Origin of the sequence: Amycolatopsis albidoflavus (assembly GCF_039525725.1) — a bacterium.
GTDB lineage: Bacteria > Actinomycetota > Actinomycetes > Mycobacteriales > Pseudonocardiaceae > Amycolatopsis > Amycolatopsis albidoflava.
Genome location: NZ_BAAAHV010000003.1, coordinates 362003 through 386407, shown reverse-complemented (window position 1 = coordinate 386407; position 24405 = coordinate 362003). Strand labels below are relative to the sequence as shown.

Sequence of the window (24405 nt, the reverse complement as noted above, 5' to 3'; positions counted from 1 at the left end):
CAGTAGGTACGTTGGTCCAGTCGGTGTGTGACCCAAGCCTCCGTCCCAGATTCTGGTCCTCCAGTTAGGTCGAGGGGTTAGCCTCGAAACGAGCCAGCGTGGCGCAGCCACTCCGTTGAGGGTGGCGGTGGGGAGGAAGGTCGGAAGTGACTTCAGCAAATAAGGTCAAGGTGCTGGGCATTGGCGGCTCCCTGCGGGAGGGCTCGCAATCCGAGCGCGCGTTGCGCATCGCGCTCGCCGCCGCCGAAGAACGCGGCGTCGTGACCGAGCTGATCCCGGGTCCCGAGCTGGTCCTGCCGTTCTACGACACCGCCATCCCGGAACGGGACGAACGCGCGCGGAAGCTCATCGAGGGCATCCGCCAGGCGGACGGGCTCATCGTCGTCTCGCCCGGCTACCACGGCGGGCTGTCCGGGCTGGTCAAGAACGCCCTCGACTACGTCGAAGACCTCCGCGAAGACACCCGCCCCTACCTCGACGGCCGCGCGGTGGGTCTCGCCGCCGTCGCGTACGGCTGGCAGGCCGCGGTCACCACGCTCGAACAGCTCCGCACGATCACGCACGCGCTGCGCGGCTGGTCCACTCCCTTGGGTGGTTCGATCAACTCCGCCGAGACGAAGTTCGACGAGGCCGGCGGGGCCTCCGACGAGAAGAGCGTCCGCACGTTGCGGCTCATCGGAGAGCAGGTCGCGGAGCACGCGCTGCTTCGCGCGCGCTGACGTTTGGCCTCCTCGCATCCCGGTTATTCCTGGGGTGATGACTGCCATGCCGGGGCACTGTTCCGCGGATGCGGAGCGTTGAACTCATTGAGACGCTGACTCCGGAGGCGTCCCCGATGAGGAGGCAATACGCATGGCCGAGCCGATTTACACCGCTGTCGCGACCGCGCGAGGAGAAGGCCGCAACGGCGACGTGACGTCCTCGGACGGCGTGATCGACGAGTCGCTGGCGATCCCCAAGGAGATGGGCGGTCCCGGCGGCGACAAAACCAACCCGGAGCAGCTGTTCGCCGCGGGGTACTCCGCGTGTTTCCTGAGCGCGCTGCAAGCCGTGGCCCGGCAGGCGAAGGTCGCGCTGCCGGCGGCGACGGTGACCGGTTCGGTCAGCGTGTTCAAGAAGGACGTCGGGTTCCAGCTCGGCGTGCGGCTTGACGTGTCGCTGCCCGGCTTGGCGAAGGCCGACGCCGACCAGCTGGTCGAGCAGGCGCACCAGGTCTGCCCGTACTCCAACGCGACCCGCGGCAACATCGAGGTGGAGCTGACCACCCGTGTCTGATTAGGCACCGTCTGAACCAAGACCGAGGAGGGACACCCGAGATGACGACTTCCCCCATCAAGAGCCCGCTTTCCGACGCGGACAAGGAGATCACCAGCAACGCGTTGCAGGCGACGCTGACCGATCTGATCGACCTCTCGCTCATCGCGAAGCAGGCGCACTGGAACGTGGTGGGCCAGAACTTCCGCAGCGCGCACCTGCAGCTCGACGAGCTGGTGTCGACCGCGCGGCAGTACGTCGACGAGGTGGCCGAGCGCGCCGCCGCGATCGGGGTTTCGCCCAACGGCAAGGCGAAAACCGTCGTGGCGACGTCCGGGGCCCCGGAGTACCCGGACAACTGGCAGTCCGTCGACTCGACCATCTCCGCGATCGTCGACACGCTCGCGACGCTGATCGAACGGCTCCGCAAGCGCATCGACGAGACCGACAAGAGCGACCTCGTGACGCAGGACCTGCTCATCGAGATCACCCGCGCGCTGGAAGAGGCGCACTGGATGTGGCAGGCGCAGCAAGCCTGACCCGCCTCGCTCGCCAGAAAAGCCGTCCGCCTTCGTGGCGGGCGGCTTTCGGCATCCGGTGGTCGTCACCGGCGCCCCGCAGTAGGTTCGCAGCCATGGTGCTGCATCAGGGGAAACAAGATCGGGCAGACCGGAAGACGGGCACGAATCCGTTGTACGCCGGGAGCAATCCGGCGCTCGCAGCGGACTTCACGATGCCGCGCGACCGGCTGCGGGACGATTCGCTGCCGCCGGACACTGCGCTGCAGCTGGTGCGCGACGAGCTGATGCTCGACGGCAACGCGCGGCTCAATCTCGCCACGTTCGTCACGACGTGGATGGAGCCGCAGGCGCGCGAGCTGATGGCCGAATGCGTCGACAAGAACATGATCGACAAGGACGAGTACCCGCAGACCGCCGAACTCGAGCGGCGCTGCGTCAACATCCTCGCCGATCTGTGGCACGCGCCCGATCCCGCCGACATCATGGGCTGTTCGACCACCGGGTCGTCCGAGGCCTGCATGCTCGCCGGGATGGCGCTGAAGCGGCGCTGGGCGAAGCTGGGCCGCACCGGAAAGCCGAACCTGGTGATGGGCATCAACGTCCAGGTGTGCTGGGAAAAGTTCTGCGAGTACTGGGAAGTCGAGCCGCGCCTGGTGCCGATGGAGGGCGACCGGTACCACCTGTCCGCGGAAGAAGCGGTGAAGCTCTGCGACGAGAACACCATCGGCGTCGTCGCGATCCTCGGCTCGACCTTCGACGGCAGCTACGAACCGGTCGCCGAGGTCGCGGCCGCGCTCGACGCGCTGCAGGAACGGACCGGCTGGGACATCCCGGTGCACGTCGACGGCGCGTCCGGCGCGATGATCGCCCCGTTCCTCGACGAGGACCTGGAGTGGGACTTCCGGCTGCCGCGCGTCGCGTCGATCAACACCTCCGGGCACAAATACGGCCTCGTCTACCCCGGCGTCGGCTGGGTCGTGTGGCGCGACAAGGCCGCGCTGCCCGAGGAATTGGTGTTCAACGTCAATTACCTGGGCGGCGACATGCCGACCTTCGCGCTCAACTTCTCCCGCCCCGGCTCGGAAGTCGCCGCGCAGTACTACACGTTCGTCCGGCTGGGCCGCGAAGGTTTCCGTGCGGTGCAACAAGCTTCGCGCGACGTGGCGATGTATCTGGCCGACGAGATCTCCAAACTGGAGCCCTTCGAACTTCTCACTCGCGGTGACCAGTTGCCGGTTTTCGCCTTCACCACGCGCTCGGACATCACCGCGTTCGACGTCTTCGACGTTTCCCGCCGCCTCCGCGAACGCGGCTGGCTCGTGCCCGCGTACACGTTCCCGGACAACCGCACCGACCTGGCTGTGTTGCGGGTCGTCGTCCGCAACGGCTTCACCCACGACCTGGCCGATCTGCTGCTCGCCGACCTGAAGCGCGTGCTGCCGGAACTGAACCGTCAGCCGTCGCCGCAGCACGACCCAGCCACGTCGACGGGATTCCACCACTAGCGGCTACCAGCGAGTAACCTGGCCGGCATGGGCCTTGCCAAGGATGAACGCCAAGCGCTGAGCGACCTCTTCGAGCAGCTCGGCCCGGACGCCCCGACGCTGTGCGAAGGCTGGCAGACGCGGGACCTCGCCGCGCACCTGGTCGTTCGAGAACATCGACCGGACGCGATGCCGGGGATCGTGGTGCCCGCGCTGGCCGGTCACACGCAGAAGGTGCAGGACGGCGTCGCGGCGCGCCCGTGGGACGACCTGGTCTCCCAGGTCCGCCGCGGCCCGTCCCGGTTCTGGCCGACGTCGATCGGTCCGGTGGACGAGGCGACGAACAGTGCGGAATTCCTGGTGCACCACGAGGATGTCCGCCGGGCACAACCGGAGTGGACCCCGCGCCCGGCAGACCCGTCGCGAGACGCGGCGGCCTGGAAGCTGGCGACGCGGACGGCGAAGCTGAACCTGCGCAAGTCCCCGGTCGGGGTGGTGCTGCGAACCCCGGGCGGCCAGTCGGCCTCGGTGAAGTCGGGGGCGCCGGTGGTCACGGTGGTGGGCGAGCCGGTGGAACTGCTGCTGTTCGTCTTCGGGCGCGATGCGGTGCAGGTGACTTATGAGGGTGACGATGCCGCGGTGGCGCAGTTGAAGGGCGCTAAGCGCGGGCTGTGAGCCGGGCCGTCCAGTCGAACCTGGACGGCCCGAACCCTCAGCGCATTCCCAATGCCCGCAAGGCGAAGTAAACCTCAATCGACGTCTGCTTGATCGTCTCCGCGATCACCAGCGACCCGTGCCCGGCGTCGTACCGGTAGAACTCGTGTGGCGCGTCGCGCTTGGCGAGGCGGTCCAGGTAGTTCTCGATCTGCCGGATCGGGCAGCGCGGGTCGTTGTCGCCGGCCAGGATCAGCACCGGGGCGGCGACCGCGTCCACATAGGTCAGCGGCGAGCATTCGCGGTACACCGCCGGCACGTCGTCCGGGGCGCCGCCGAACAGGGCGCGGTCGAACGAGCGCAGTTGTTCCATCTCGTCCTCGTAAGCGGCGACATAATCGGCCACCGGCACGCCCGCGACTCCGGCCGCCCATCGCGTCGGCTGGGTGCCCATTGCCAGCAGGGTCAGGTATCCGCCCCACGAAGCGCCGTTCACCACGCACTTGTCCTTATCGGACAGTCCACTTTCGACAGCCCAGTCGTGCACCGCCGCGACGTCTTCCAGTTCCGTCAAGCCCGGGCGGCCTTCGATGGCGTCGCGCCACGCCGAGCCGTAGCCGGTGGAGCCGCGGTAGTTCACCTCGACCACGGCGAATCCGGCGTCCAGCCAGGTCGCGCGGTAAGCGGAGAACCGGTCCTCGTCGGCCGCGTGCGGGCCGCCGTGCAGGGAGAACACCGTCGGCAGCGGGCCGTCGGGAGCGTCCGCCGGACGGGAAACCAGCGCGTGGATCCGGCCGCCGACGCCCTCGACGAACGCGTCGGTGACCGGCGACGAACCCGGCGCGCGCTCGCCCGGCGGCGTCAGCAGTACGGAATCGGTGCCGTCGGCAGCGCGGGCACGGACCGCGGCGGGTTCCGCGGCGCTGGACCACGAGTACTCGATCGTCCCGTCCGGGCGCACGCCCGCGCCGCCGATCCGCCCGGCCGGAGTGTCCACAGCGGACAGTTCGCCGGTGTCGAGGTCGTAGCGGTACAACGAACTGCGCGCCTCGTGGAAGTGCACGACCAGCAGCGCGCGAGCGTCCGGATACCAATCCGCGACGACCTCGCCGGGCAAATCGATCAGCAGCTCGGTTTCGGTGTCCGCCTGCACGTCCCACACCAGCAGTTCTTCGCGACCGCGGCGTTCGTGCAGGACCAGTACGCGCTGGTCGCCCGGAAGCGGCGAGAACTCCAGCGCCTGCAAGCCTTTTCCTTCGCCGTCCCACTTCTCCGCGACGGTGGCGAACCCGTCGGTGGACAGCACCCGCAACGCCGGATGCCGCGAATCCCCGTGCTCGGAATGGGAAATCGCGAGGAGGCTTTCGTCGCGCGACATCGACGCGATCCCAGCGTCATCCGAGTGCTGGTAGAAACGCTCGGTCACGCCGTCGATTTTCGCGAACAATTCGCTGCCGTCGTCGGTCGAAACGCCGGCCGCGATCACTCGCCGGCCGATCTCCAGACCGGCCGGATATCCGTCGTGAATATCGGGCAATGCTTTGACGGCCGCGGAACTGTCGCCGTCGAACGGCTGGCTGCGCCACGATCCGAACTCGTCGCCGTCGGTGTCGTCGAACCACCAGATGGCCGTGCCGTCGGGCGCGGGCGTCGCGTGCAGGGTGCCGTTGGGTCGATTGGTGACGCGCCGGTGACTGTCGGTGGCCCGGTCCCACGCGTAAACCTCCCAGACGCCGCTGGCGTTGGAGACGTACACGTTGGCCTCGGGTGCGTCGCGGGCCCATTCGGGCACCGAGATGCGCGGCGCGTGGAACCGCGCCAGCCAGCGCTTTTCGGCTTCGGCGTCGTCGAACAGGCGGTCCGGGACCACCGCGGGCGGATTTTGGTTGCCTGACTGCGTGCTCACCCCTCGATCCTGCCACCTTCCACCCGTACTCTGTGCGGGGTGCTGGAGGGTTACGCGCCGGGCTATGCCCAAGACGCGCTGTCGATGATGAACACGCGCACAGCGAGTGACCGCGCCGCGTTCGCCCGACCGCTCTTCACCCCGGGCTCAAGAGTCCTCGACCTTGGTTGCGGCCAAGGCTCGATCCTCAGTTCCGTGGCCCCGGACGTGCGGGTGATCTGCGTCGACGTCCGTCCCTCGGCAATCGCTTCGCCGTCCACAACGGACTACGTGGCCGGAGCGGTCTACGCACTTCCCTTTGCCGCTGCATCGATCGACGTAGTGTTCGCTCATTCGCTCTTCGAGCATCTGTCCGACCCGCACGCGGCTCTGACCGAAATCCGCCGCATCCTGCGCCCCGGCGGCAGGCTGGCGTTGGCCGCGCCGGACTGGAGCCGGGCGAAAATCCGTCCCAGAACAGCAAACGTGGACGCCGCCCTGCGCGGCTATTACTTGGTGCGCCGCCGCGCGGGCGGCGACCCCTTCGTGGGTCGCGCGATCGCCGCCCACGTCGCCAACGCCGGATTCACCGACATCGTCGAGCGCGCTCGCTTCCGTGAAGAGCTGTCCTACCGATCCCTGGCCGCCTACATGGAATCCCGGCTGGCCGTCGCCTTGTCGGAATCCGGCGGGAACGATCGCGACCAAGTGACCTCCGCGGCTCGTTCCGCTTGGTCCTGGGCAAGAACCGCCGCCGTCGGCGACTTCCAGCAGTGCTGGCAAGAGCTGACCGCTACCTGCTAGTGCGCGCGGGCGGGATTACCCGGCGTGGCCGGAAAAAACACTCGCCGCCGCGAGGACGACGGGTACCGCGCCGAGCGCGACGCAGAACAGCCCGGCGGACCAGAGCGTCCGGCTGTACATCCGCCGAGACAGCCAGACCGCGAATCCGCCTGCCAGCAGGGTCCAGACCGAACCCGCCGCGAACGTGGTGAATGCCGCGTCCGCGTTGACCCAGCCTTGACCGCCGCGGCTTAACGCGAGAACGAAGAGAAGCCCGCAAACAGCGGCGATTCCCAGCGCGATCAAGGCCAGCCCGAGAACCAGGACTACCGTTCTCGCCGCCCGGATGTCCCGGTCGCAGGAAAGCACCGCAGCAGAATAGCCGTCGCCGTCTCCGGAAGGTAATTGCTTTCCGATTTCGTAGTGACAGCGCAGAACCATCTGGTTCAAGATCGCGGTTGCCGGTCCAACGCGCCTCGCGAACTCGGTCGGCGCAGGGAGCAGTCGAACCGCGGAAGGTGGCGGAAACAATGAAGGCCGGGTAGTCACTCTCGTGGCTACCCGGCCTTCATACGTCGGGGTGGCGGGATTTGAACCCACGACCTCCTCGACCCGAACGAGGCACGCTACCAAGCTGCGCCACACCCCGAGGTACTGCTTAGCGGGTCGAGAGTAAGTCTAGCGGACGGGTTTCGCGGCTTTGCGCGGGGCCGGTTTGCGGGGGTCGGAGGCCCCGGATCCGCGCGGGACCAGCGTCAACAGGCTCGCTTCCGGCGGGCAGGCGAAGCGGGCGGGGGCGTAGGGGGAGGTGCCCAGCCCGGCGGAGACGTGCAGCCACATGCGGGCGCCCCAGCGGGAGGCGCCGCGGGCGCGGCTGCGGTCGAGTTCGCAGTTGGTGATGATCGCGCCGTAGCCGGGGATGCGGAGCTGGCCGCCGTGGGTATGGCCGGCGAGGACCAGGTCGTAGCCGTCGGTGGCGAAGGTGTCGAGGACGCGCGGTTCCGGGGAGTGGGTGACGCCGAGGCGGACAGCCGCCGTGGTGTCGGCGGGTCCGGCGATGTCGGAGTAGCGGTCGCGGTGGAGATGCGGGTCGTCGACTCCGGCGGCGAAGACGGCGCGGCCGCCGACGTCGACCGTGCGGCGGACGTGCGTGAGGTCGACCCAGCCGTGTTCGACGAAGGCGGCGCGGAGGTCGCGCCAGGGCAGCTGGGTGCCGTGGATGCGCTTCTTTTTGCCGCGCGGCATGAGGTAGCGCGCCGGGTTTTTGGGCTTGGGCGCGTAGTAGTCGTTGCTGCCGAAGACGAACACCCCTGGCCGGTCCAGCAGCGGGCCGAGCGCGCGGAGCACGGACGGGACCGCGGTGCGGTGGGAGAGGTTGTCGCCGGTGTTGACGATGAGGTCGGGTTCGAGTTCGCCGAGCGCGGCGACCCAGCGCTGTTTGGCCTGGTGACCGGGCAGCATGTGCAGGTCGGAGACGTGCAGGATGGTGAACGGCGGCGTGCCGGGCGCGAGTACGGGAAGTTCGGCGGTCCGCAGCGTGAAGCGGCGGCGTTCGATGCCGACGGCGTAACCGAGGGTGGCGGCCCCGAGGGCGATGGTCCCTGCGGCCAACCGCTTCGCGGTGCCCCCGGGCGGATTGGCGTTACCGAGCGTGCTCACAAGGTCGAGGATACGTGTTCGATCGGGTCGTCCGCTGTGGCCGGTGCCGGACGACGCGGGGCGACGGTCTCAGCGGCATTCTCTCGACTTCCGGCACCGGGCGTCGTTGGATCGAATTGGACTGGACCAGCCGGACGACGACGCGGAGCCGGGCGAGGGGACTGGCGATTCTCTTCTTGCTCTCGGTGCCGCGGCTTTTCCGGATAGCGCGCAAAGGATGACGGCTGAGCCCGGACAAGCGAAACGGGGCGGGAGATCGCGTCTCCCGCCCCGTTTTCACCGGATTCAGTTGGTGTACGCCGGATCCTCCGGCGGCAGCGGAACCACCGGCTGGTCCTTCATGATGTTCGTCATCGCGCCGAACCACGTCTGCGCGGGCGTCTTGCCGCCGAACATGTTGCCGGTGCCGCAGGTGGACACGTCGCCGGGTCCGCCGTAGCACAGACCGCCGCTGCCGCCTTCCGGACGGAACACCATGGCCGCGCCGGCCATCTGCGGAGTGCCGGCCACGAAGGTCGCCGAGCCGTTGTTCTGGGTCGTGCCCGTCTTGCCGACGAGCGGACGGTTCCAGCCGACCGCTCCGGCCGCGGCGGCGGACGTGCCGCCGGGCTGGTCGTCCTTGCTCATGCCGACTGCCATCGTGTTCGCGAGGCCTTCCGGCACGACCTGCTCGCACGGCGCTTCCTTGATCGGCACCGGTTTGCCGTCGCGGTCGGTCACCGACGCCAGCGGGGTCGGCGGGCACCATTTGCCGCCGCTCAGGATGGTCGCCGCGACGTTCGCCATCTCCAGGCCGCTCGTCGGGCTGAAGCCGAGGGTGAACGCACCCGTGCCGGGATAGTTCGGCTTGGGGCCGTAAGCCTGTGCCTGGCTCTGGTTCTTGCCCGATTCGTTCGACTTCGGGTCGACGCGGCCGCCGCCGGGGTTGCTCGCCATGGTGTCGCGCATGCCGAGCTTGATCGCCATGTCGATGCCGGGCCCGGTGCTGCCGATCTTGTCCTCCAGCGCCACGAACGCGGTGTTGGGCGAGGTCGCCAGCGCCATCTGCAAGGAAAGCGATTCGGGGGAGGATTTGCTGGCGTTGCCGACGCAGTACCAGCGGGAGTTCAGCGGCGGACCGGTCGGCGGGCAGTGGTTGCCACCACCGGTGAAGACGTGCGACGTATAGCCGCTGCCGACCGGGATGTTGCTGTAAATCCCGGCGACGTGCTGGTTCAACGCCGCCGCGGTGGTGAAGATCTTGTAGCTCGACCCCGCGCCGCCGGTGTTGAACACGCCGGACGGGAGTGCGTACGTCGTCTGCCCTTGATCCGCGTCGATGCCGTAATCCCGGTTCGCCGCGAGCGCCACCACTTCATGCCGGTCCTTGCCGGGCCGGATCAGCGAAAGCGTGTTCGCGACGTTCTTCTGGGTTTTGCTCACCTGTTGCTCGGCCGAGACCTTCGCCTCGTGGTTGGCCTTCTCGTCCAGCGTCGTCTTGATCGTGTAGCCGCCGGTGTACAGCTGGTCCTTCGACATCCCGGACTTGATCAGATAGTCCTCGACGTACTGGCAGAAGAAGCCGTTCTCCGGCCCGGCCCCGGTGCAGTTCGACGCGGGCTTCTGCGGGGTGTCCGGCACCACGCCGAGCGGTTCCGCCTTGAACTTGTCCGCGTCCGCCTTCGCCAGCTTCTGGTTGCTGACCATCCGGTCGAGCACCAGGTTGCGCCGCTTGGTCGCCTTGTCCGGGTGGTTCCACGGGTCGAAGACGATCGGGTTGTTCACGATGCCCGCGAGCAGCGCGGCCTGCGGCACGGTCAGGTTCTCCGGCGTGGTGTTGAAGTAGGCGTGCGCGGCCGCTCCGACCCCGTAGATCTGCCTGGAGAACTCGACGATGTTGAGGTAGCCGGCGAGGATCTGGTCCTTCGAGAGCTTGGTCTCGAGGTTGATCGCGATCCGGGCTTCCTTGAGCTTGCGCGAGAGCGACTGCTCCTGCGCCTTGGCCTGGCCGTTCTTGTCGCCCCGGTAGACGACGTTGATCAGGTAGTTCTTCACGTACTGCTGCGTGATCGTCGAGGCGCCCTGCGTGTCCCCGCCCGCGGTGTTGGAGACGGCGGCGCGCAGCGTCCGGCCCCAGTTGACCCCGTGGTGCTCGTAGAACGCCTTGTCTTCGGCGGACAGCAGCGCCCACTTCAGCGCCGGGTTGATCTGGTCCGGGCGGACCGGGATGCGGTACTGGTCGTACAGCGTCGCGATCGGCTTCCCTCCGGAGTCGGTGACAGTCGTCACCAGCGGCGGCGGGATGTCGGCGAGGTCGGAAGACGTCTTGTCGACCGTCTCGCTCGCCTGGTTGGACACGACCCCCGCGGCGCCCACCACCGGGAACATGATCCCGGCGACCAGCACCCCCGCCAGCAGGCACAGGCCGATGAGCTTGAAAAGACCATCCGTTTTGCGCACGAAAGCCAGGGTACTGAAGCCCCGTGTCGCCTCCGTGACCTCACGCCCGCGCGCCCCCGGCGGAGATCGATAACGGGACCCCGTGTCGTGACCTCAGGTAACGGAATGCATGCTAGGTCTCGACGGAGGGAACCGAGGGACCCTACAGTCCGTCAACGTCTCACGTAGATGCCGACAGACGGAGCAGCCCGGGTGGGAGCCTGGCTGGTCCGGAAAGCGGCAGCGGCACCGGGGAGGTGCCGTCACCGACGTGCGGCGCAGTGGGAAACGCTCGCGGGGGTGGGAGCGGGAGCTTCGCCTTCGCTGGTGCCATACACCAGATGAGGGAGCTGGGGGTATGCAAACCAATCAGGTTGGCTGGCGGGTCGATGCCTCGTGCCGGGACGCTGATCCCGACGGGTTGTTCGTGCGAGGCGCCGAACAGAACAGGGCGAAAGCCGTGTGCATGGGGTGCCCGGTCCGCACCGAATGCCTCTCCGAGGCACTCGACGGCCGGATCAATTTCGGGGTCTGGGGCGGGATGACGGAACGGGAGCGGCGCGCCCTGCTGCGCCGTCGCCCGGACGTGACCAGCTGGACTGACCTGCTCGAAGCGGCCAAGCGGGACGCGCTGGCCGCCGCGGCGGGCTGAAACCCGCTCGTGAGCGGCTGTGCTCAGGCGCAGCCGCTCACGACGTCAGTTTTGCTCCGATGTCGCGCAGGCCCTCGAGGTCGTGCACGTCACCGGCGAGCGCGGGCACCCGGGTCAGCGGCACTTCCGGATGCGCGCGGGTGAAGCGCGCGAGCAGGCGGTTTTCGCGTTCGGCCAGCGCGACGCGGTCGGCGTGCAGCCGCAGCACGGCCTCGGCGAGCGGCGCGTTCTGCACCGACTCGGCGGCGGTCAGCGCTTCGGTCGCGGACAGCGGCGCGAGCACCGGATGCGTGCGGTTGGCGACCAGACCGGCCAGCGGCATCGATTCTCCGGCCAGCCGCTCCACGAAGTAGGACGCCTCGCGCAGCGCGTCCGGCTCCGGCGCGGCCACCACGAGGAACGACGTGCCCGAAGACCGCAGCAGCTCGGCGGTCTTGCGCGCGCGTTCGCGGAATCCGCCGAACATGCTGTCGAAGGCCTGCATGAACGCCGACGCGTCGGCGAGCAACTGGCCGCCGATGATCGTCGACACGGCCTTCGCGAACATCGAGAACCCGGCGCTCACGACCTTGCGCAGACCCCAGCCGCCCGCTTTCGCCGGGCCGGTGAGCAGCCGGATCATCCGGCCGTCGAGCGCGGTGGACAGCCGGGTCGGCGCGTCCAGGAAGTCGAGCGCGGACCGGCTCGGCGGCGTGTCGACGATGATCAGATCCCATTCGTCGGTCGCCGCGAGCTGGCCCAGCTTCTCCATCGCCATGTACTCCTGCGTGCCGGAGAACGACGTGGAAATGGTCTGGTAGAAGGGATTCTGCAGCAGCTGCTCGGCCCGCTCCGGGCCGGCGTGCACGCGCACCATGTCGTCGAACGTGCGCCGCATGTCGAGCATCATCGCCCACAGCTCGCCCTTGGGCTCGAAGCCTTCGACCTGCACCTGCTTCGGGTGATTGCCCAGTTCGCGAAGCCCGAGCGCCTGTGCGAGCCTGCGCGCCGGGTCGATCGTGAGCACCACGGTCTGCCTGCCGCGTTCGGCGGCCCGCAGCGCGAGCGCCGCGGCGGTGGTGGTCTTGCCGACGCCGCCGGAACCGCAGCACACGATCACGCGGCTGGCCGGGTCGTCGAGGAGGGCGTCCACGTCGAGCGTCGTGTCGGCGGGCATCAGCGCACCCCCTGTTCCTGCAGCGTTTCGGCGAGTTCGTAGAGCGCGGCGACGTCGACGCCGTCGGTGAGGTCCGGCAGCTCCAGCGTCGGCAGATCGGCCTCGGCGAGCTGTTCGCGGGCCCGTTGCTCGGCGGCGACGCGGACGGCGTGCTCCACGGTTTCCTCCACGAGCGCGTCGAGCGTCGCCTCTGGCAGGTTCAGCCCGGCCGAGGCGAGGCCGGAACGGACCCGGTCGGCGTCCACCCGGCCGTCGGCGGCCGCGGTCACCGAGCGCGCGGGCAGCCGCGGCGGGCGGACCCGGTTCACCAGCACCGCGCCCGGCCGCAGGTCCGCGCCGTCCAGTTCAGCCACCGCCTCGACGGTCTCGCGCACGGGCATCTCCTCCAGCAGCGTGGTGAGGTGCACGGCGGTCTCGCCGGAATGCAGCAGCCGGACCACGCCGTCGGCCTGGCCGCGGATCGGGCCAGTCTTGGCGAGGTCGGTGAGAGCCTTGGTGACGTCGAGGAACTTCACCACGCGCCCGGTCGGCGGCGCGTCGACCACGACCGCGTCGTAGGTGTGGCGGCCGTCGGATTCCGTGCGCCCGACGCATTCCTTGATCTTCCCGGTGAGCAGGACGTCGCGAAGGCCCGGCGCGAGCGTGGTGGCGAACTCGATCGCCCCCATCCGGCGCAGCGTCCGCCCGGCGAAACCGAGGTTGTAGAACATCTCGAAGTATTCGAGCAGCGCCGCTTCTACGTCGATGTGCAGCGCGCGCAGTTCGCCGCCGCCGGGGACCGACGCGATCCGCTGTTCCGCGTACGGCAGCGGTTCGGTGTCGAAAAGCTGGGCGATGCCCTGGCGGCCCTCGACCTCGATCAAGAGCACCCGGCGCCCGCGCGAGGCGAGTGCGAGACCCAGCGCCGCGGCGAGCGTGGTCTTGCCAGTACCGCCCTTGCCGGTGACGAAATGCAGCCGGGCCCTGGCGAGCTCGTCGGTCCAGCCGGCGGAGGGTGTGGTCACATCCTCAACACTAAACCGGTGCTCAGCTGGCCAGCATCATGACGCTGACCGCAGCCGCGACCGCCGCGACGACGATCCAGGTCACCAGGGCGGGCAGCACGGTCAGCGTGAGCACTGCCACCACGATCAGCCCGGTGAGGGTGACCGCTCCGGCGATCGCGACCTGGCCCGAATCGTTGACCCGGTCCCGGGTTTTGGCCATCACGGCCAGCACGAGCGGCACTCCGGCAACGGCGAGCAGCACGGTCGCGACGATCCGCCAGGTCTCCACGTGCCCACGCTAGCGAGCGACGATCGGATGTGAAGTGACCCACACTCACCCGGCCTAGCCAGGCGTTGCCCTGGACGGGTGACGGGCTTTCGGCGGCGGCGGTCCGGAGGGGCCTTGCCCGCTTGGTTACGCTCCCGAGTCATGAGTGCGACCAAATGGGAGTACGCCACCGTCCCGCTGCTGATCCACGCTACGAAGCAGATTCTCGACCAGTGGGGCGAGGACGGCTGGGAGCTGGTGACCGTGCTGCCCAACCCGAGCGGCGAACAGCACGTCGCGTACCTGAAGCGGCCGAAGAGCTGAGGGGGCGGCGTTGACCTGGAGCGACCGGCTCGCCGAGCTCGGAATCGAACTGCCCGGAGTCGCCGCACCGCTGGCCGCGTACGTGCCGGCCGTGCGCACCGGCTCGCACGTCTACACCTCCGGCCAGCTGCCCTTCGTCGACGGAGCGCTCGCCGCGACCGGGAAGGTCGGCGGCGAGGTCAGCCCGGAGGAAGCCAAGGGCCACGCCCGCACGGCGACGCTGAACGCGCTCGCCGCGGTGCACGCCCTCGTCGGCATTGACTCTGTTATCCGGATTGTCAAGGTGGTCGGTTTCGTCGCCTCCGCGGAGGGCTTCACCGGCCAGCCCGCGGTCGTGAACGGGGCGTCCGAGCTGCTCGGCGAGATCTTCGGCGACGCCGGGGTGCACGCCCGGTCGGCCGTCGGCGTCGCGGAGCTTCCGATCGCTTCGCCGGTGGAAGTCGAACTGATCGTGGAGGTGGAGTGATGGACCCCGACATCGAACAGTCCCTGCACGAACTGCTGCTGCGCCTGGCGGGCCGCACGCCAGACCAGCTGTTGTGGCGTTTCCGCGACTGGCTCGGCGAAGGCGCGATGGGGACGCTCGCGCGGACCCTGCCGAGGTCTTTGCTCAAGCACAGGATCGATTTGGACCAGGCGGAGTACCGGCTGCTCGTGGCCGGTCTGATCCCGCACGGCGCCGACTGGCACCAGGTGAGTTCGACCCTGGGGGTAGACGACGTCACCGAGACCAGGTACACATTCACGCAGAGTGCGCCCGAATGGGTGAACTCCGTCGACTCTGTGTCCGTCTTGCTCCACGCGACGTTGCGTGGACGCGCGGATGTGGGGGAAGTACGGCAGAGCTGGCGGCGCCTCGGCGCTTCCGGCGAGGGCGGGGCGAAGCGTGTCCTGCTGGTGACGGCGACCGCGGGACAGCCCCGGCTCACCGGTGAACTGCAGCGGGTGCTGCGGGTCATGGGGGACGAGGAACCCAGCGTCGAGGTCATACCGCCGCGCTTCGACCTTCCCGGGTACCACCGGGCCGCGCTCGCCGAGTCCGAGCTGGTCTGCGTAGGCGCCGCGGGCGCCGGTCATCGACTTGTCGCCGCTTAACGCTCGTTGCCGCCAGGCGAGCTGGGAGGAGCAGAGCCATGGTGGAGGTTCACGACGGCCCGATGGACGGGTTCTCGGTGCCCCTGCGCCTGCATAACTTGTTGCTGGCCCTGGCGGGCCGCATCGACGACAGCGCCCTTACCGAAGCGCGGGAACTGATCGCCCGCGCCCACATCGACGAGGCGGTGGAACTCACCACCGGCACGTTGATCGCGGGCCGGATCGGGGTGAGCGAGGCCGAACAGCGCGAGCTGGCGCTGGTCCTCGAGATGAGCCGGTCGGACGCGACGCTCGCGAACGACCTGCTGGTCACCGACCACGAACCGATGCACACGCACCGGTTCACGGGCGACAACCAGCCCGAGTTCGGTCTCGCCGAAGCGCTCGACCGCACCCTGCAGGTGCTGCCCGACGTGCGTTCCGTGCACGCGGTGTGGCGCAACACCCCGGCGGGCAGCGTGCCGGGCGCGCTGCCGCAGCGGGTCGTGCTGGTCGAGCTGGGTCCGGAGGGCAATCCGCCCGCGGTCGCGTTCCGCGTCGACACCGCGTTGCGCCGGGCGGGCATCCGCTCGGTCGTCGAGGTGAGCGGCCCGGGGATCCCGCAGTCGGATTACCACCAGGCCGCGGGTGCTGTCGCGAGCCCGGTCTGGGTCACCGGCAGCACGCATTCGGCCCCGGACTACCGGCCGGAACCGACGCCGCAGCGCAGCGCCCCGGCGCCCGCTCCGGCTCCGGTGCCCGAACCGGTCTCGGAAGCCCCGAGCCGCCACGGTCACCGTCAGCCCGAACCGGAACCGGTTGCCGCGGCGGAGCCGGTGGTTCCGGTCGCGCCGGTGGTGCCGATCGTGCAGGCCGTGCCCGCACAGCCGGTCGCGATGCCGGAGCCGGCGGCTGAGCCCGCCGCGTCTTCGGAGCGTCCGCGGACGGCCGGGTCGGAGACGCGTGCCGAGCGCACGTCGGACCTGACTCCGTCCGAGGTGGCGCAGCTGCGGCGCGCGCTGGCCGAGGATCCGGAGAAGGGCCGCGAGATCGCCGCGGGCAAGCCGAGCATGCACGAGGTGGTCGAGCTGCCCGCGCTGGATCTGGACGATCCGAGCCTGTCCGAACGCGACCGTGCGTTGCTGCGCGAGCTGCACGAGGAACTGGCCGAGCGCGAACGTGCCGAGGCCGCCCGGTTGCGGCTCAACGGCGCGTCCCGCTCCGGCGGGGACCAGCACTGGTCCTGACTGTTGTTCCGTGAAGGGCTCCTTGAGGGAATCTGATTCCCTCAAGGAGCCCTTCACGGCTTTCGGGCGAGCGGCTTCGGGCTGGTTTGGGTCGCGGTCCGTGAGGGACTCTGAGTCCGTGAAGGTTCCCCTCACGGACTGTCGCGAGGTGACACAAGTAATCCGCGACGCGTACGGATTGCGAGGTATGTTGCCCGGGTGGAACGGCCGCGTGAATTCGTTTTCGACATCCCCGCCCGTCCCGGCATCGCGATCCGGGACAACGCGGATGGCCCGCCGGCGACCCCGAAGGACGCCGCCACGGTGATCCTGCTGCGGGACACTTCGGACGCTGGTGTGGAGGTTTTCCTCCAACATCGTGTGATGGGCATGGCGTTCGCCGGCGGCATGACTGTGTTCCCCGGCGGCGGGGTGGACCCGCGCGACGCCGACGCGTCCGTGGCTTGGGCCGGGCCGCCGCCGTCGTGGTGGGCCGAGCAGTTCACCTGCGACGAAAGCCTCGCCCGCGCGCTCGTGTGCGCCGCGGTGCGCGAGACGTTCGAGGAGTCCGGCGTGCTGCTGGCCGGGACCGAGGATTCGGTGGTCGCCGACGTCGCTCCGTATCACGAAGCGCGAAAAGCCTTGGAATCACGGGAAATCTCGCTCGCCGGCTTCCTCGCCGACGCCGGGCTCACGTTGCGCGCGGACCTGCTGCACCCGTACGCGCACTGGGTCACGCCGCCGCAGGAACAGCGCCGATACGACACCCGCTTCTTCGTCGCGAAGCTGCCCGAAGGCCAGCGCGCCGACGGCGCGACCTCCGAAGCGGTCGCCGCCGGTTGGCAACCGCCCGCCGAGGCAGTCGCGGACGCACGCGAAGGCCGCCGCACGCTGATGCCGCCGACCTGGCTGACCCTCGTCGAACTCGCCGAGTTTTCCAAGGCCGACGCCGTGCTCGCGGAGCCGCGCGAGATCGTGAAGACCGTGCCGACCCTTGTCCGGGACGGCGAGAACATCCGCGTTGTCCTCGATACTTCGGAGTCCTGAGTGACCGCTCCTGCTTATGGCGTGCTGCGCCGTGTTTCCGAGACCGCGTCGGTGCTGTTGGAGAACAACCCGTCCACGATGACGTTGGAGGGAACCAACACCTGGGTCCTGCGCGGTGGTGACGCCGCCGCGTCCGTGGTCGTCGACCCCGGCTATCACGACCTGGACCACCTGGAAAAGCTGGCCGCGGTCGGCCCCGTCGAGCTGATCCTGCTTACCCACCACCATCCGGATCACGCCGAAGGCGCACCGTGGTTCTCCTCGAAAACGGGCGCACCCGTTCGAGCCTTCGACGCCTCCCTCTGCATCGACGCGCCCCCCTTCGGCGACGGTGACGTCATTACCGCGGGCGGCCTGGACTTCACGGTCTTGCACACCCCCGGCCACACCGACGATTCGGTGTCGCTGCTGGTAGCAGGCCAAATCCTGACCGGAGACACGATCCTCGGCCGAGGCACCACAGTCCTGCACGACCTGGGCGACTACCTGCGGTCGCTGCGCAAACTGATCGCCCTGCCAGCCGGTACTCCCGGCCTCCCCGGCCACGGTCCGGAGCTGCCGGATCTGCCCGCGACCGCCCGGGAGTATTTGGCGCACCGGGAACAGCGCCTGGATCAGGTGCGTTCCGCCTTGCGAACGCTCGGCGAAGACGCAACGCCGCGGCAAGTGGTCGAGGTCGTCTACGCCGACGTCGACCGTGCGCTGTGGGCGCCGGCCGAGGCGAGCGTGCGTGCACAACTGGACTACCTACGGGCTTCTGCGGAGGACGGACAATGAGCAACGTCGAGGTCGAGTTCTACTGGCGCCCAGGCTGCGGCTTCTGCTCAGCCCTGCGCCGCCCGCTGCTGGAAAGCGGCCTGCCGGTGCGGGAAATCAACATCTGGGAAGAACCGGGCGCGGCGGAGCGAGTGCGCGCAGTGGCGAACGGAAACGAGACGGTGCCCACGGTGATCGTAGGGTCGACCGCGCTGGTGAACCCGACTTTCGACGAGGTCAAAGCCGCGGTGGCAGCAGAGACCGCCGCCTGAGGACGGTTTGTGGCGCGTAGCGGCTGCTCCCTGGGCTTGCGTCGGGCGCGCCGAAGAGTCCTGGGGTGGGCGGGTGCCCGGATGCTCCCGCAGGCCTGCCGCCACAGCGCCGAGGAGGCCTGGATAGCTCCCGGCGTGTTCGGGGCACCGCGGCGCATGTCCGGGTGCCTCGGCGCAGAGCTGCTCGCTCCTAGCGCGGAGGCGCAGGCCCGGCTTGCTCGGGGCACCGCGGCGCATGTCCGGGTGCCTCGGCGCAGAGCTGCTCGCTCCTGGCGCGCCGGCGCAGGCCCGGTGTGTCGGGGTGCCGCGGCGCATGTCCGGGTGCCTCGGCGCAGAGCTGCTCGCTCCTAGCGCGGCGGCGCAGGCCCCACTTGCTCGGGATGCCACGGCGCAGGTCCGCGTAGCTCCGGCGTGATTCCGGCCAACCCAGCTCAACTCGGTGCCGCTCGGCACAGCCAAGCCAACTCAGCGCGCTGGCCCAGCCAGCCCCGCGCGGCATGGCGCGGGTGAGCTTCGCGCTGCTTGTCCGCCCAACCCGGCTCGGCCAGTCCAATCCAGTTTGGCTCCCGTTCGCTCCGGCAGCGCCCTGCAGCCACGCCCGGCACCCGTGCGTCCGGGAACCGCGACAGCCCGGGACCGCACCCCGCTCGGTGCGAATCGGCTGCCGCTTTGACCGGGATCAGCGAAGACCGGACTCAGCGAGCGCCGGGTCACCGAGGCAGCATCGGCATCAGGTAGTACTTCAAGCTCACCTCCCGTCCATCCGCATCCGCCGGGGTCAGGACGCACGCTCGCAGCCCGGGCTGGATTGCCAGGCGGACTCGTTCTCCGGTGAACGGGGCTAGTGCGTCCAGGAAGTATCGGGCCTGGAAGGACGGCGAGGTCCGGCCGCCGCAAACGTTTGCCTTCAGGTGTTCCTCTGCCTCTCCGGTGTCTTGCCGGGTGCTGGCCAGGCGCAGGTGCGCATCGCCGACTTCCAGGGTCAGGACACGGCGGTCCTCGGAGTAGACGCCGACTCGGCGGACGGCCGCGGCTAGCTCGTCGGCGCCGACCTCGACTTCTGTGTCGACTGCGTCGGACGGGATTGCGTCTGCGGACAGGAAGCCCGCGTCCAGGACTGCCGTCGTCACTGTGCCGCCAGGCCAGCTCAGGGCGAAGTGGCCGGTGTCGGCGTGGAGTCCCATCGCACCGGCGCTGTGGCGGGCGGCTTCGGTCAGCAGGGTGGCTGGGACCAACACATCGATGGGGTCTTGGACGTCTTGCAGCGGCAATCGAGCCACGGCCATTCGGTAGCGGTCCGAGGCCGTCAGGCATAGCTCGTCGCCGATGGATTGCACTCGTACGCCGGTGAAGATCGGGAGCGGATCGTCCTTCGCGGCGGTGCCCGCGACGGTGCGCAAAGCCGTGCGGAGGGCAGCGCCGTCCACTTTGGACAGTAAGGGTGGCGGTGCTGGATCGTGGAGCAGGTCGCGGTCCAGCAGAGGCAACGCGAAGCGGGCGTTGTCCGTTCGGATCGCGAGGCGAGTTCCTTCGACAGCTAGCCGGACCTGGTCGACATCCAGCATGCGGATCGTTTCGGCGAAAGGCGCGGCTGGCACTACGACTTCGCCGTCCAGGTGCGTCGTCGCCGGGCAGGACAGCTGCACGGCCAGGTCGCGGTCGTTTCCGGACACGACGAGACCGTCAGCGTTCGCCCGCAAACGCAGGCGGGCTTGCCTTGAGAGGAGTCGGGCGGCGGCGGTCACGGCGGCTGTGAGCGGCCGTACGAGGGAGGTGAGATCCATGCCACGCAACGTAACGGCGACCACCGACAAAAACGCGAGCCGAAGCCGTTGGGCTGCGAAAACACGTGGGCACGGACAGCGTGCGAGAAGGCCCCGCGGCGGGGGAACGGCTAGCTGGCAGCCCCGACGAGAGCGCCGTCCGCCGGAACCGGCGTAGCGGCCCGCACGGTCCCACGCAGCAGCCACACCACCCCGGCCAACGCGACGCCAGCCACCCCGGCGGCCAAGAAAGCCGCAGCCGTCCCGGAATGCTCGACCAGGTAGCCGCTCACCGATTGCCCAGCCGCGAGGCCCAGCGTCACCGCGGTGAGGACCCACCCGAACGCCTCGGCCGCAGTGCCGCGCGGGGCGACGACCTCGATCGCCGCGGAGTGGGTCGTCGACTGGGGCGTGATCATCGCGCCGGCCAGCAGCATCAGCAGCGCCAGCGCCCACAGGCTCGACGGAAGGGCAAGCAGCGCGACGAAAGCGCCGAAGCCGCCCAGCAAAACCGGCAGCCGCAGGCCGAGCCGGCGCGGCCACGGGTGCAGGCTGTAGGCCACGCCGAACGCCACCGAACTCAGCGACCACGCCGACAGCAGCAAACCGCTCAGCGAAGGATGGCCGGATTCCGTCGCGGCGGCGGGGACAGCGACCTCCACGAACCCGATCACCATGCCGAAACCGAGCGCTGCCAACGCAAGCGTCCGCATGCCGGGGCTGGCCAGCGCGCCGAGCAGCGGAGTCTTGGCCTTCGGGGCCGGACCCCACGCGCGCACGGTCGGGTTCAGCGCGAACAGCACCGCGCCGGTGACCATCGTGATCGAGCCGACGACCATGCCGGTGCCCGCCCACGGCGCGGTGATCAGCAGGCCCGCGATGCCGGGGCCGAGAATGAAGAAGACCTCCATGCTGATCGCCTCGTACGACAGCGCGGCGTTGCGCGCCGGCCCCTCCGGCAGGATTTTCGTCCACAGCGCCCGCGACGCGGAGCCGACCATCGGTTCCGACAGCCCGGTCGCGGCGGCCAGCGGGATCAGCGCGAACGTCGGCAGATGCGCCTCGATCGCGACCGCGAGCGACGCCATCGACAGCGCGAACACGGAGACGACGATCAGCAGCGGACGGCTCGGCCCGAACCGGTCGATCAGCCTGCCCTGCACGACCGCGCCCACCGAGACCCCGGCGAGCGAACTCGCCGAGACCAGCCCGGCCGCGGCGAACGAACCGGTTTCGCGCTGCACGTACAGCAGCGCGGAAATGCCGATCATCGCGATCGGGAGCCGGGCCAGGATCGACGCGATCACCGGCCCGCGCGAGCCAGGGGCGGTCAGCGCGGCACGGTAGTCGGCGAGCGTGGTGCGGCCTTCGGAATGGGCAGACTGGGACACGTGTACTAGTATGGCGAAATTGGTACGGAGGTACCAGTAATTTTCTGGTCGTCTTGGTCACGCCCGATCGGGTCAGTCGCTACGCTCGCGCGATGCGGCTGATGTTCTCCTCCGGAGCTGGCTACAGCCATATCGCACCGATGCTGCCGCTCGCCCAAGCAGCACGGAAAGCCGGGGACGAGGTCGCCTTCGTGACCGGCCCGGAAGCCATGCGGTACCTGGAAAAGACCGAGCTGCAGGCGGTCTCCGTAGGGCGGCCGAGCGACCCCGCCGCCGCGGCCGCGATGTGGCAGCGGGCTCGGGAGGAGATGGCCGGGATGACCGCGGACGAGCGGCTCTCCCACCTGGTCGCCGAGTACATGGTCGGCCTCGGCGCGGCCGCACGGCTCGACGACATGGTCGAGTTCGTCCGCGACTGGCAGCCCGATCTCGTCATCGCCAATCTCGCCGAACGTGCGGCGGTGATGGCCGCTTGCCTGGTCGGCGTCCCGTACGCGATGCACGCCATCGGCCCGCCGAAGTCCGCCGCGACGATGGAGCGGGCCTGGGAAGTCGCCAACGGCCTGGTCCGCGAGCGCGGCCTCGACGCCTTGCCGTCGCGCGACAACGTGCCCTATCTGGACTTCTGGCCGGAAGGACTGAGCCCGGCCGATGTCCCGTGGGAGTACCCCACGCGCTGGCCGCTCCTGCCCTCCGGAGTGGTCCCGACGCCTGGTCCGCGCCCGCCGGTGCTCGACGGGCTGCGGTACGACCGGACCGTCTACGTCACCCTCGGCACCACCCACAACGCACGGCCCGGCGTGCTGGAAGAAATGGTCTCCGCGCTGCGCGACGAGCCCGTGAACGTCGTGGTGACGATGGGCCAGGGCGGCGACGTCGGCCGGTTCGGCGAGCAGCCGGACCACGTGCGGATCGAGCAGTTCGTGCCGCAGACCCAGTTGCTGCCCGCAGTCGACGCGGTGGTCTGCCACGGCGGCTCGGCGACCGTTCTCGGCGCGCTCGCGCACGGAGTGCCGCTGGTGATTTCACCGTTGGCGTCTGATCATTTCGAAGTCGCCGAGCAGGTTCAGGCTGCGGAAGCAGGGATCGTGGCCGACTCCGGCGACGGAATTCTCGGCGCGGTCCAGGCGGTGCTCGCCGGCCGGAAGTACCGGGAGTCCGCCGAGTCCCTCGCCGCCCAGATCGCCGGGCAACCCGATCCGGCGGCGGTGGTCGCGCGGTTGCCTGCGCTGAAGGTCTCGATCCGGTAACAGCAGCTGGATTCTGCGTGAACTCGTGCAACGAAGACGCGGTCTTGGCGTCCTTGAGGGTGAATGGCCTTGAATTCGTGAGTTTTGGCCGTGATGGTTGAACGACAGCCCATTACGGGCTGGACAGCACTGCAGCACCCAGCTCCCTCCGGCATATGGGTCGGGGCCTGGTCCGGAGGGCGGGGAGCGCGGGTCGTCGGGGGATGATCCGTGCGCAGGCGAGGAGCCGGTGCGCCACGTCGGGGGTGGCGCCCGGCTCCTTGTCATTTTCCTGGTCGAGGCGGCCAAAACCGGCGGCGACACGGGGCCGCGGCGGAATGCCGCTCTTGTGGGGGATGTCCGGTGCAGACGGACGAAGGCCACCCCCAGTAGGAGATGGCCTTCGAAAAACCCGTACGGATTAACCCACTCGGGGGAAGATCAGCGGGCGCGGCGAGCGAGCCGCTCCGGGTCCAGGATCAGGACGCTCTTGCCCTCGAGCCGCAACCAGCCGCGGTGGGCGAAGTCGGCCAGCGCCTTGTTGACGGTCTCGCGGGACGCGCCGACGTACTGGGCGATCTCTTCCTGCGTCAGGTCGTGCGTGACCCGCAGCAGGCCCGCCTCCTGGCTGCCGAAGCGCTGCGCCAGCTGCAGCAGCGCACGGGCCACGCGGCCGGGGACGTCGGTGAAGATCAGTTCCGCGACCATGTTGTTCGTGCGGCGCAGGCGGCGCGCGACGACGCGCAGCAGCTGCTCGGCGATCTCCGGGCGGGTGGCGATCCACTGCCGCAGCGCCGGGCGGTCCATGGTGACCGCGCGGACCTCGGTGACCGTCGTGGCGCCGGACGTGCGCGGGCCGGGGTCGAAGATGGACAGTTCGCCGAACATGTCGGACGGGCCGGCGATCCACAGCAGGTTCTCGCGGCCGTCCGGGGACTTGCGGCCGATCTTCACCTTGCCGGACTGGATGATGTACAGCCGGTCGCCCGGCTCGCCCTCGTTGAAGATGACATGGCCGCGGGGGAACTCCACGGATTCCAAGGTCTGGGCCAGCGCCTCCGCCGCTGCCGGCTCCACACCCTGGAAAATGCCCGCACGGGCCAGGGTTTCGTCCACCTCGGGTGCCTCCTCGTCGAGAAACGATCACTTCCTTCGCAGGCCGAAGGCAGTGTCGCCGATCACTTTCGCGTCAGTCTAGGGCGTGTCGGGCAGATCGCTCGTCGGCTCGCCGCGCCCGGCGCGGCTGCCTGGAACGATCACGTCCGACTGAGCAGCCTAACTCCGCACCTTGCGCGCGCGTAGCCTGGCTGCCCGTCCGCCGAGCCGGCGAAGCCGGAACAGCTCGAGCGCGCGGCCGATCCCGTGCCCGTACAGGGCCCTGACCTCGTTGGGCTGAGCCTGCTCCAGGAACTCCTCGACCTCGTTCTCCTGGACCGCGACGTGCTTGAGCCGGCTTTCGACCCGCTCCATGAACAACGCGAAGAACATGATCACCAGCGGGACCAAGATCACGAACCACACGGTCATGCCACAGCTCCGCTGTTGTCGGTGACGCACTCGGTCATGGATCTCCAGATCCTCGCTCAGGGCGGACGCGCGGCCC

26 protein-coding genes and 1 tRNA gene are annotated in these 24405 nt (G+C 69.3%); 15 read left to right on the top strand and 12 right to left on the bottom strand.

Annotation, left to right across the window (positions count from 1 at the left end; all coding sequences use genetic code 11):
* The first annotated feature begins 146 nt into the window (after window positions 1–146).
* The 5 genes from ABD156_RS02845 (at window position 147) to ABD156_RS02825 (ending at window position 3934) form a co-directional block, all read left to right on the top strand.
* Window positions 147–719, top strand: a complete 573-nt coding sequence (locus ABD156_RS02845) for an NADPH-dependent FMN reductase (RefSeq protein WP_344265852.1) — start codon at window positions 147–149, stop codon at window positions 717–719.
* A 133-nt stretch (window positions 720–852) separates the two neighbouring features.
* Window positions 853–1275 (top strand): organic hydroperoxide resistance protein, encoded by a 423-nt coding sequence (locus ABD156_RS02840; RefSeq protein WP_344265849.1) that lies wholly within the window; start codon window positions 853–855, stop codon window positions 1273–1275.
* 41 nt (window positions 1276–1316) lie between these two features.
* A complete protein-coding gene (locus ABD156_RS02835; RefSeq protein ID WP_344265846.1) occupies window positions 1317–1793 on the top strand; it encodes a Dps family protein in 477 nt (158 codons plus the stop codon).
* 95 nt (window positions 1794–1888) lie between these two features.
* Complete coding sequence (gene gad, locus ABD156_RS02830; RefSeq protein ID WP_344265843.1) at window positions 1889–3280, top strand: glutamate decarboxylase; 1392 nt, start codon at window positions 1889–1891, stop codon at window positions 3278–3280.
* A 27-nt stretch (window positions 3281–3307) separates the two neighbouring features.
* The gene (locus ABD156_RS02825; protein ID WP_344265840.1) at window positions 3308–3934 is read left to right on the top strand and encodes a TIGR03085 family metal-binding protein; all 627 of its coding nucleotides are present in this window, start codon (window positions 3308–3310) and stop codon (window positions 3932–3934) included.
* Window positions 3935–3971: 37 nt separating this feature from the next.
* On the opposite strand, the gene ABD156_RS02820 is transcribed toward ABD156_RS02825, so the two are convergent.
* Window positions 3972–5819 carry a S9 family peptidase gene (locus ABD156_RS02820; protein ID WP_344265837.1) on the bottom strand — a complete coding sequence of 616 codons (1848 nt, stop codon included), beginning with the start codon at window positions 5817–5819 and terminating at the stop codon, window positions 3972–3974.
* A 39-nt stretch (window positions 5820–5858) separates the two neighbouring features.
* Here ABD156_RS02820 and ABD156_RS02815 point away from each other — a divergent pair, with 39 nt between their 5' ends.
* On the top strand, window positions 5859–6602 hold the full coding sequence (locus ABD156_RS02815) for a methyltransferase domain-containing protein (RefSeq protein WP_344265834.1): 744 nt from the start codon (window positions 5859–5861) through the stop codon (window positions 6600–6602).
* Window positions 6603–6617: 15 nt separating this feature from the next.
* Here the strand turns inward: ABD156_RS02815 and ABD156_RS02810 are convergent, their stop codons facing one another.
* The 4 genes from ABD156_RS02810 to ABD156_RS02795 form a co-directional block, all read right to left on the bottom strand.
* Complete coding sequence (locus ABD156_RS02810; protein ID WP_344265831.1) at window positions 6618–6950, bottom strand: hypothetical protein; 333 nt, start codon at window positions 6948–6950, stop codon at window positions 6618–6620.
* A gap of 206 nt (window positions 6951–7156) precedes the next feature.
* Window positions 7157–7230 (bottom strand) — tRNA-Pro (locus ABD156_RS02805).
* A gap of 29 nt (window positions 7231–7259) precedes the next feature.
* A complete protein-coding gene (locus tag ABD156_RS02800) occupies window positions 7260–8192 on the bottom strand; it encodes a metallophosphoesterase (protein WP_377926889.1) in 933 nt (310 codons plus the stop codon).
* A 333-nt stretch (window positions 8193–8525) separates the two neighbouring features.
* Window positions 8526–10679, bottom strand: coding sequence for a transglycosylase domain-containing protein (locus ABD156_RS02795; RefSeq protein WP_344265825.1), 2154 nt, complete (start codon window positions 10677–10679; stop codon window positions 8526–8528).
* Window positions 10680–11016: 337 nt separating this feature from the next.
* Here ABD156_RS02795 and ABD156_RS02790 point away from each other — a divergent pair, with 337 nt between their 5' ends.
* The gene (locus ABD156_RS02790; protein ID WP_116205781.1) at window positions 11017–11310 is read left to right on the top strand and encodes a WhiB family transcriptional regulator; all 294 of its coding nucleotides are present in this window, start codon (window positions 11017–11019) and stop codon (window positions 11308–11310) included.
* A 37-nt stretch (window positions 11311–11347) separates the two neighbouring features.
* On the opposite strand, the gene bagB is transcribed toward ABD156_RS02790, so the two are convergent.
* Genes bagB through ABD156_RS02775 form a run of 3 tightly spaced genes read right to left on the bottom strand, consistent with a single transcriptional unit; the run spans window position 11348 to window position 13741 of the window.
* Window positions 11348–12466: an ATPase BagB gene (gene bagB / locus ABD156_RS02785; protein WP_344265821.1), complete on the bottom strand. Its 1119-nt coding sequence runs from the start codon at window positions 12464–12466 to the stop codon at window positions 11348–11350.
* Window positions 12466–13470, bottom strand: a complete 1005-nt coding sequence (gene bagA / locus ABD156_RS02780) for an ATPase BagA (RefSeq protein ID WP_116205783.1) — start codon at window positions 13468–13470, stop codon at window positions 12466–12468. Before bagA ends, bagB begins: the two co-directional genes overlap by 1 nt.
* Before the next feature lie 22 nt (window positions 13471–13492).
* Complete coding sequence (locus ABD156_RS02775; protein WP_344265815.1) at window positions 13493–13741, bottom strand: hypothetical protein; 249 nt, start codon at window positions 13739–13741, stop codon at window positions 13493–13495.
* A 141-nt stretch (window positions 13742–13882) separates the two neighbouring features.
* Here ABD156_RS02775 and sp36 point away from each other — a divergent pair, with 141 nt between their 5' ends.
* The 7 genes from sp36 (at window position 13883) to ABD156_RS02740 (ending at window position 18419) form a co-directional block, all read left to right on the top strand.
* Window positions 13883–14044 carry a Sp36 family protein gene (sp36, locus tag ABD156_RS02770; protein WP_020664158.1) on the top strand — a complete coding sequence of 54 codons (162 nt, stop codon included), beginning with the start codon at window positions 13883–13885 and terminating at the stop codon, window positions 14042–14044.
* Window positions 14045–14054: 10 nt separating this feature from the next.
* On the top strand, window positions 14055–14510 hold the full coding sequence (locus tag ABD156_RS02765) for a RidA family protein (RefSeq protein ID WP_344265810.1): 456 nt from the start codon (window positions 14055–14057) through the stop codon (window positions 14508–14510).
* Complete coding sequence (locus ABD156_RS02760) at window positions 14510–15139, top strand: hypothetical protein (RefSeq protein ID WP_037808399.1); 630 nt, start codon at window positions 14510–14512, stop codon at window positions 15137–15139. Before ABD156_RS02765 ends, ABD156_RS02760 begins: the two co-directional genes overlap by 1 nt.
* Before the next feature lie 38 nt (window positions 15140–15177).
* Window positions 15178–16365 carry a hypothetical protein gene (locus ABD156_RS02755; protein WP_344265805.1) on the top strand — a complete coding sequence of 396 codons (1188 nt, stop codon included), beginning with the start codon at window positions 15178–15180 and terminating at the stop codon, window positions 16363–16365.
* 198 nt (window positions 16366–16563) lie between these two features.
* Window positions 16564–17391, top strand: a complete 828-nt coding sequence (locus tag ABD156_RS02750) for an NUDIX hydrolase (RefSeq protein WP_344265802.1) — start codon at window positions 16564–16566, stop codon at window positions 17389–17391.
* Window positions 17392–18168: an MBL fold metallo-hydrolase gene (locus ABD156_RS02745; RefSeq protein WP_344265799.1), complete on the top strand. Its 777-nt coding sequence runs from the start codon at window positions 17392–17394 to the stop codon at window positions 18166–18168. It begins immediately after the preceding gene.
* Entirely contained in the window at window positions 18165–18419 is a 255-nt protein-coding gene (locus ABD156_RS02740) for a glutaredoxin domain-containing protein (protein ID WP_344265796.1), read from the top strand. Before ABD156_RS02745 ends, ABD156_RS02740 begins: the two co-directional genes overlap by 4 nt.
* A 710-nt stretch (window positions 18420–19129) precedes the next feature.
* Here ABD156_RS02740 and dnaN read toward each other — a convergent pair.
* Both dnaN and ABD156_RS02730 read right to left on the bottom strand, forming a co-directional pair.
* The gene (gene dnaN / locus ABD156_RS02735) at window positions 19130–20203 is read right to left on the bottom strand and encodes a DNA polymerase III subunit beta (protein ID WP_344265793.1); all 1074 of its coding nucleotides are present in this window, start codon (window positions 20201–20203) and stop codon (window positions 19130–19132) included.
* 110 nt (window positions 20204–20313) lie between these two features.
* A complete protein-coding gene (locus ABD156_RS02730; RefSeq protein WP_344265790.1) occupies window positions 20314–21573 on the bottom strand; it encodes an MFS transporter in 1260 nt (419 codons plus the stop codon).
* A gap of 92 nt (window positions 21574–21665) precedes the next feature.
* Between ABD156_RS02730 and ABD156_RS02725 the strand changes: the two genes are divergently transcribed.
* Window positions 21666–22823 carry a glycosyltransferase gene (locus ABD156_RS02725; protein WP_344265787.1) on the top strand — a complete coding sequence of 386 codons (1158 nt, stop codon included), beginning with the start codon at window positions 21666–21668 and terminating at the stop codon, window positions 22821–22823.
* Window positions 22824–23243: 420 nt separating this feature from the next.
* Here the strand turns inward: ABD156_RS02725 and ABD156_RS02720 are convergent, their stop codons facing one another.
* Together ABD156_RS02720 and ABD156_RS02715 are read right to left on the bottom strand one after the other, a co-directional pair.
* Complete coding sequence (locus tag ABD156_RS02720; protein WP_009084463.1) at window positions 23244–23918, bottom strand: Crp/Fnr family transcriptional regulator; 675 nt, start codon at window positions 23916–23918, stop codon at window positions 23244–23246.
* Between the two features lie 159 nt (window positions 23919–24077).
* Window positions 24078–24329 carry a hypothetical protein gene (locus ABD156_RS02715; protein WP_037369289.1) on the bottom strand — a complete coding sequence of 84 codons (252 nt, stop codon included), beginning with the start codon at window positions 24327–24329 and terminating at the stop codon, window positions 24078–24080.
* Window positions 24330–24405: the final 76 nt, after the last annotated feature.

Coding starts and splice junctions, on each gene's coding strand:
- ABD156_RS02840 (WP_344265849.1), top strand. CDS start 853: ATGGCCGAGCCGATTTACACCGCTGTCGCGACCGCGCGAGGAGAAGGC.
- ABD156_RS02835 (WP_344265846.1), top strand. CDS start 1,317: ATGACGACTTCCCCCATCAAGAGCCCGCTTTCCGACGCGGACAAGGAG.
- gad (WP_344265843.1), top strand. CDS start 1,889: ATGGTGCTGCATCAGGGGAAACAAGATCGGGCAGACCGGAAGACGGGC.
- ABD156_RS02825 (WP_344265840.1), top strand. CDS start 3,308: ATGGGCCTTGCCAAGGATGAACGCCAAGCGCTGAGCGACCTCTTCGAG.
- ABD156_RS02790 (WP_116205781.1), top strand. CDS start 11,017: ATGCAAACCAATCAGGTTGGCTGGCGGGTCGATGCCTCGTGCCGGGAC.
- bagB (WP_344265821.1), bottom strand. CDS start 12,466: ATGCCCGCCGACACGACGCTCGACGTGGACGCCCTCCTCGACGACCCG.
- sp36 (WP_020664158.1), top strand. CDS start 13,883: ATGAGTGCGACCAAATGGGAGTACGCCACCGTCCCGCTGCTGATCCAC.
- ABD156_RS02760 (WP_037808399.1), top strand. CDS start 14,510: ATGGACCCCGACATCGAACAGTCCCTGCACGAACTGCTGCTGCGCCTG.
- ABD156_RS02755 (WP_344265805.1), top strand. CDS start 15,178: ATGGTGGAGGTTCACGACGGCCCGATGGACGGGTTCTCGGTGCCCCTG.
- ABD156_RS02740 (WP_344265796.1), top strand. CDS start 18,165: ATGAGCAACGTCGAGGTCGAGTTCTACTGGCGCCCAGGCTGCGGCTTC.
- dnaN (WP_344265793.1), bottom strand. CDS start 20,203: ATGGATCTCACCTCCCTCGTACGGCCGCTCACAGCCGCCGTGACCGCC.
- ABD156_RS02725 (WP_344265787.1), top strand. CDS start 21,666: ATGCGGCTGATGTTCTCCTCCGGAGCTGGCTACAGCCATATCGCACCG.
- ABD156_RS02715 (WP_037369289.1), bottom strand. CDS start 24,329: ATGACCGTGTGGTTCGTGATCTTGGTCCCGCTGGTGATCATGTTCTTC.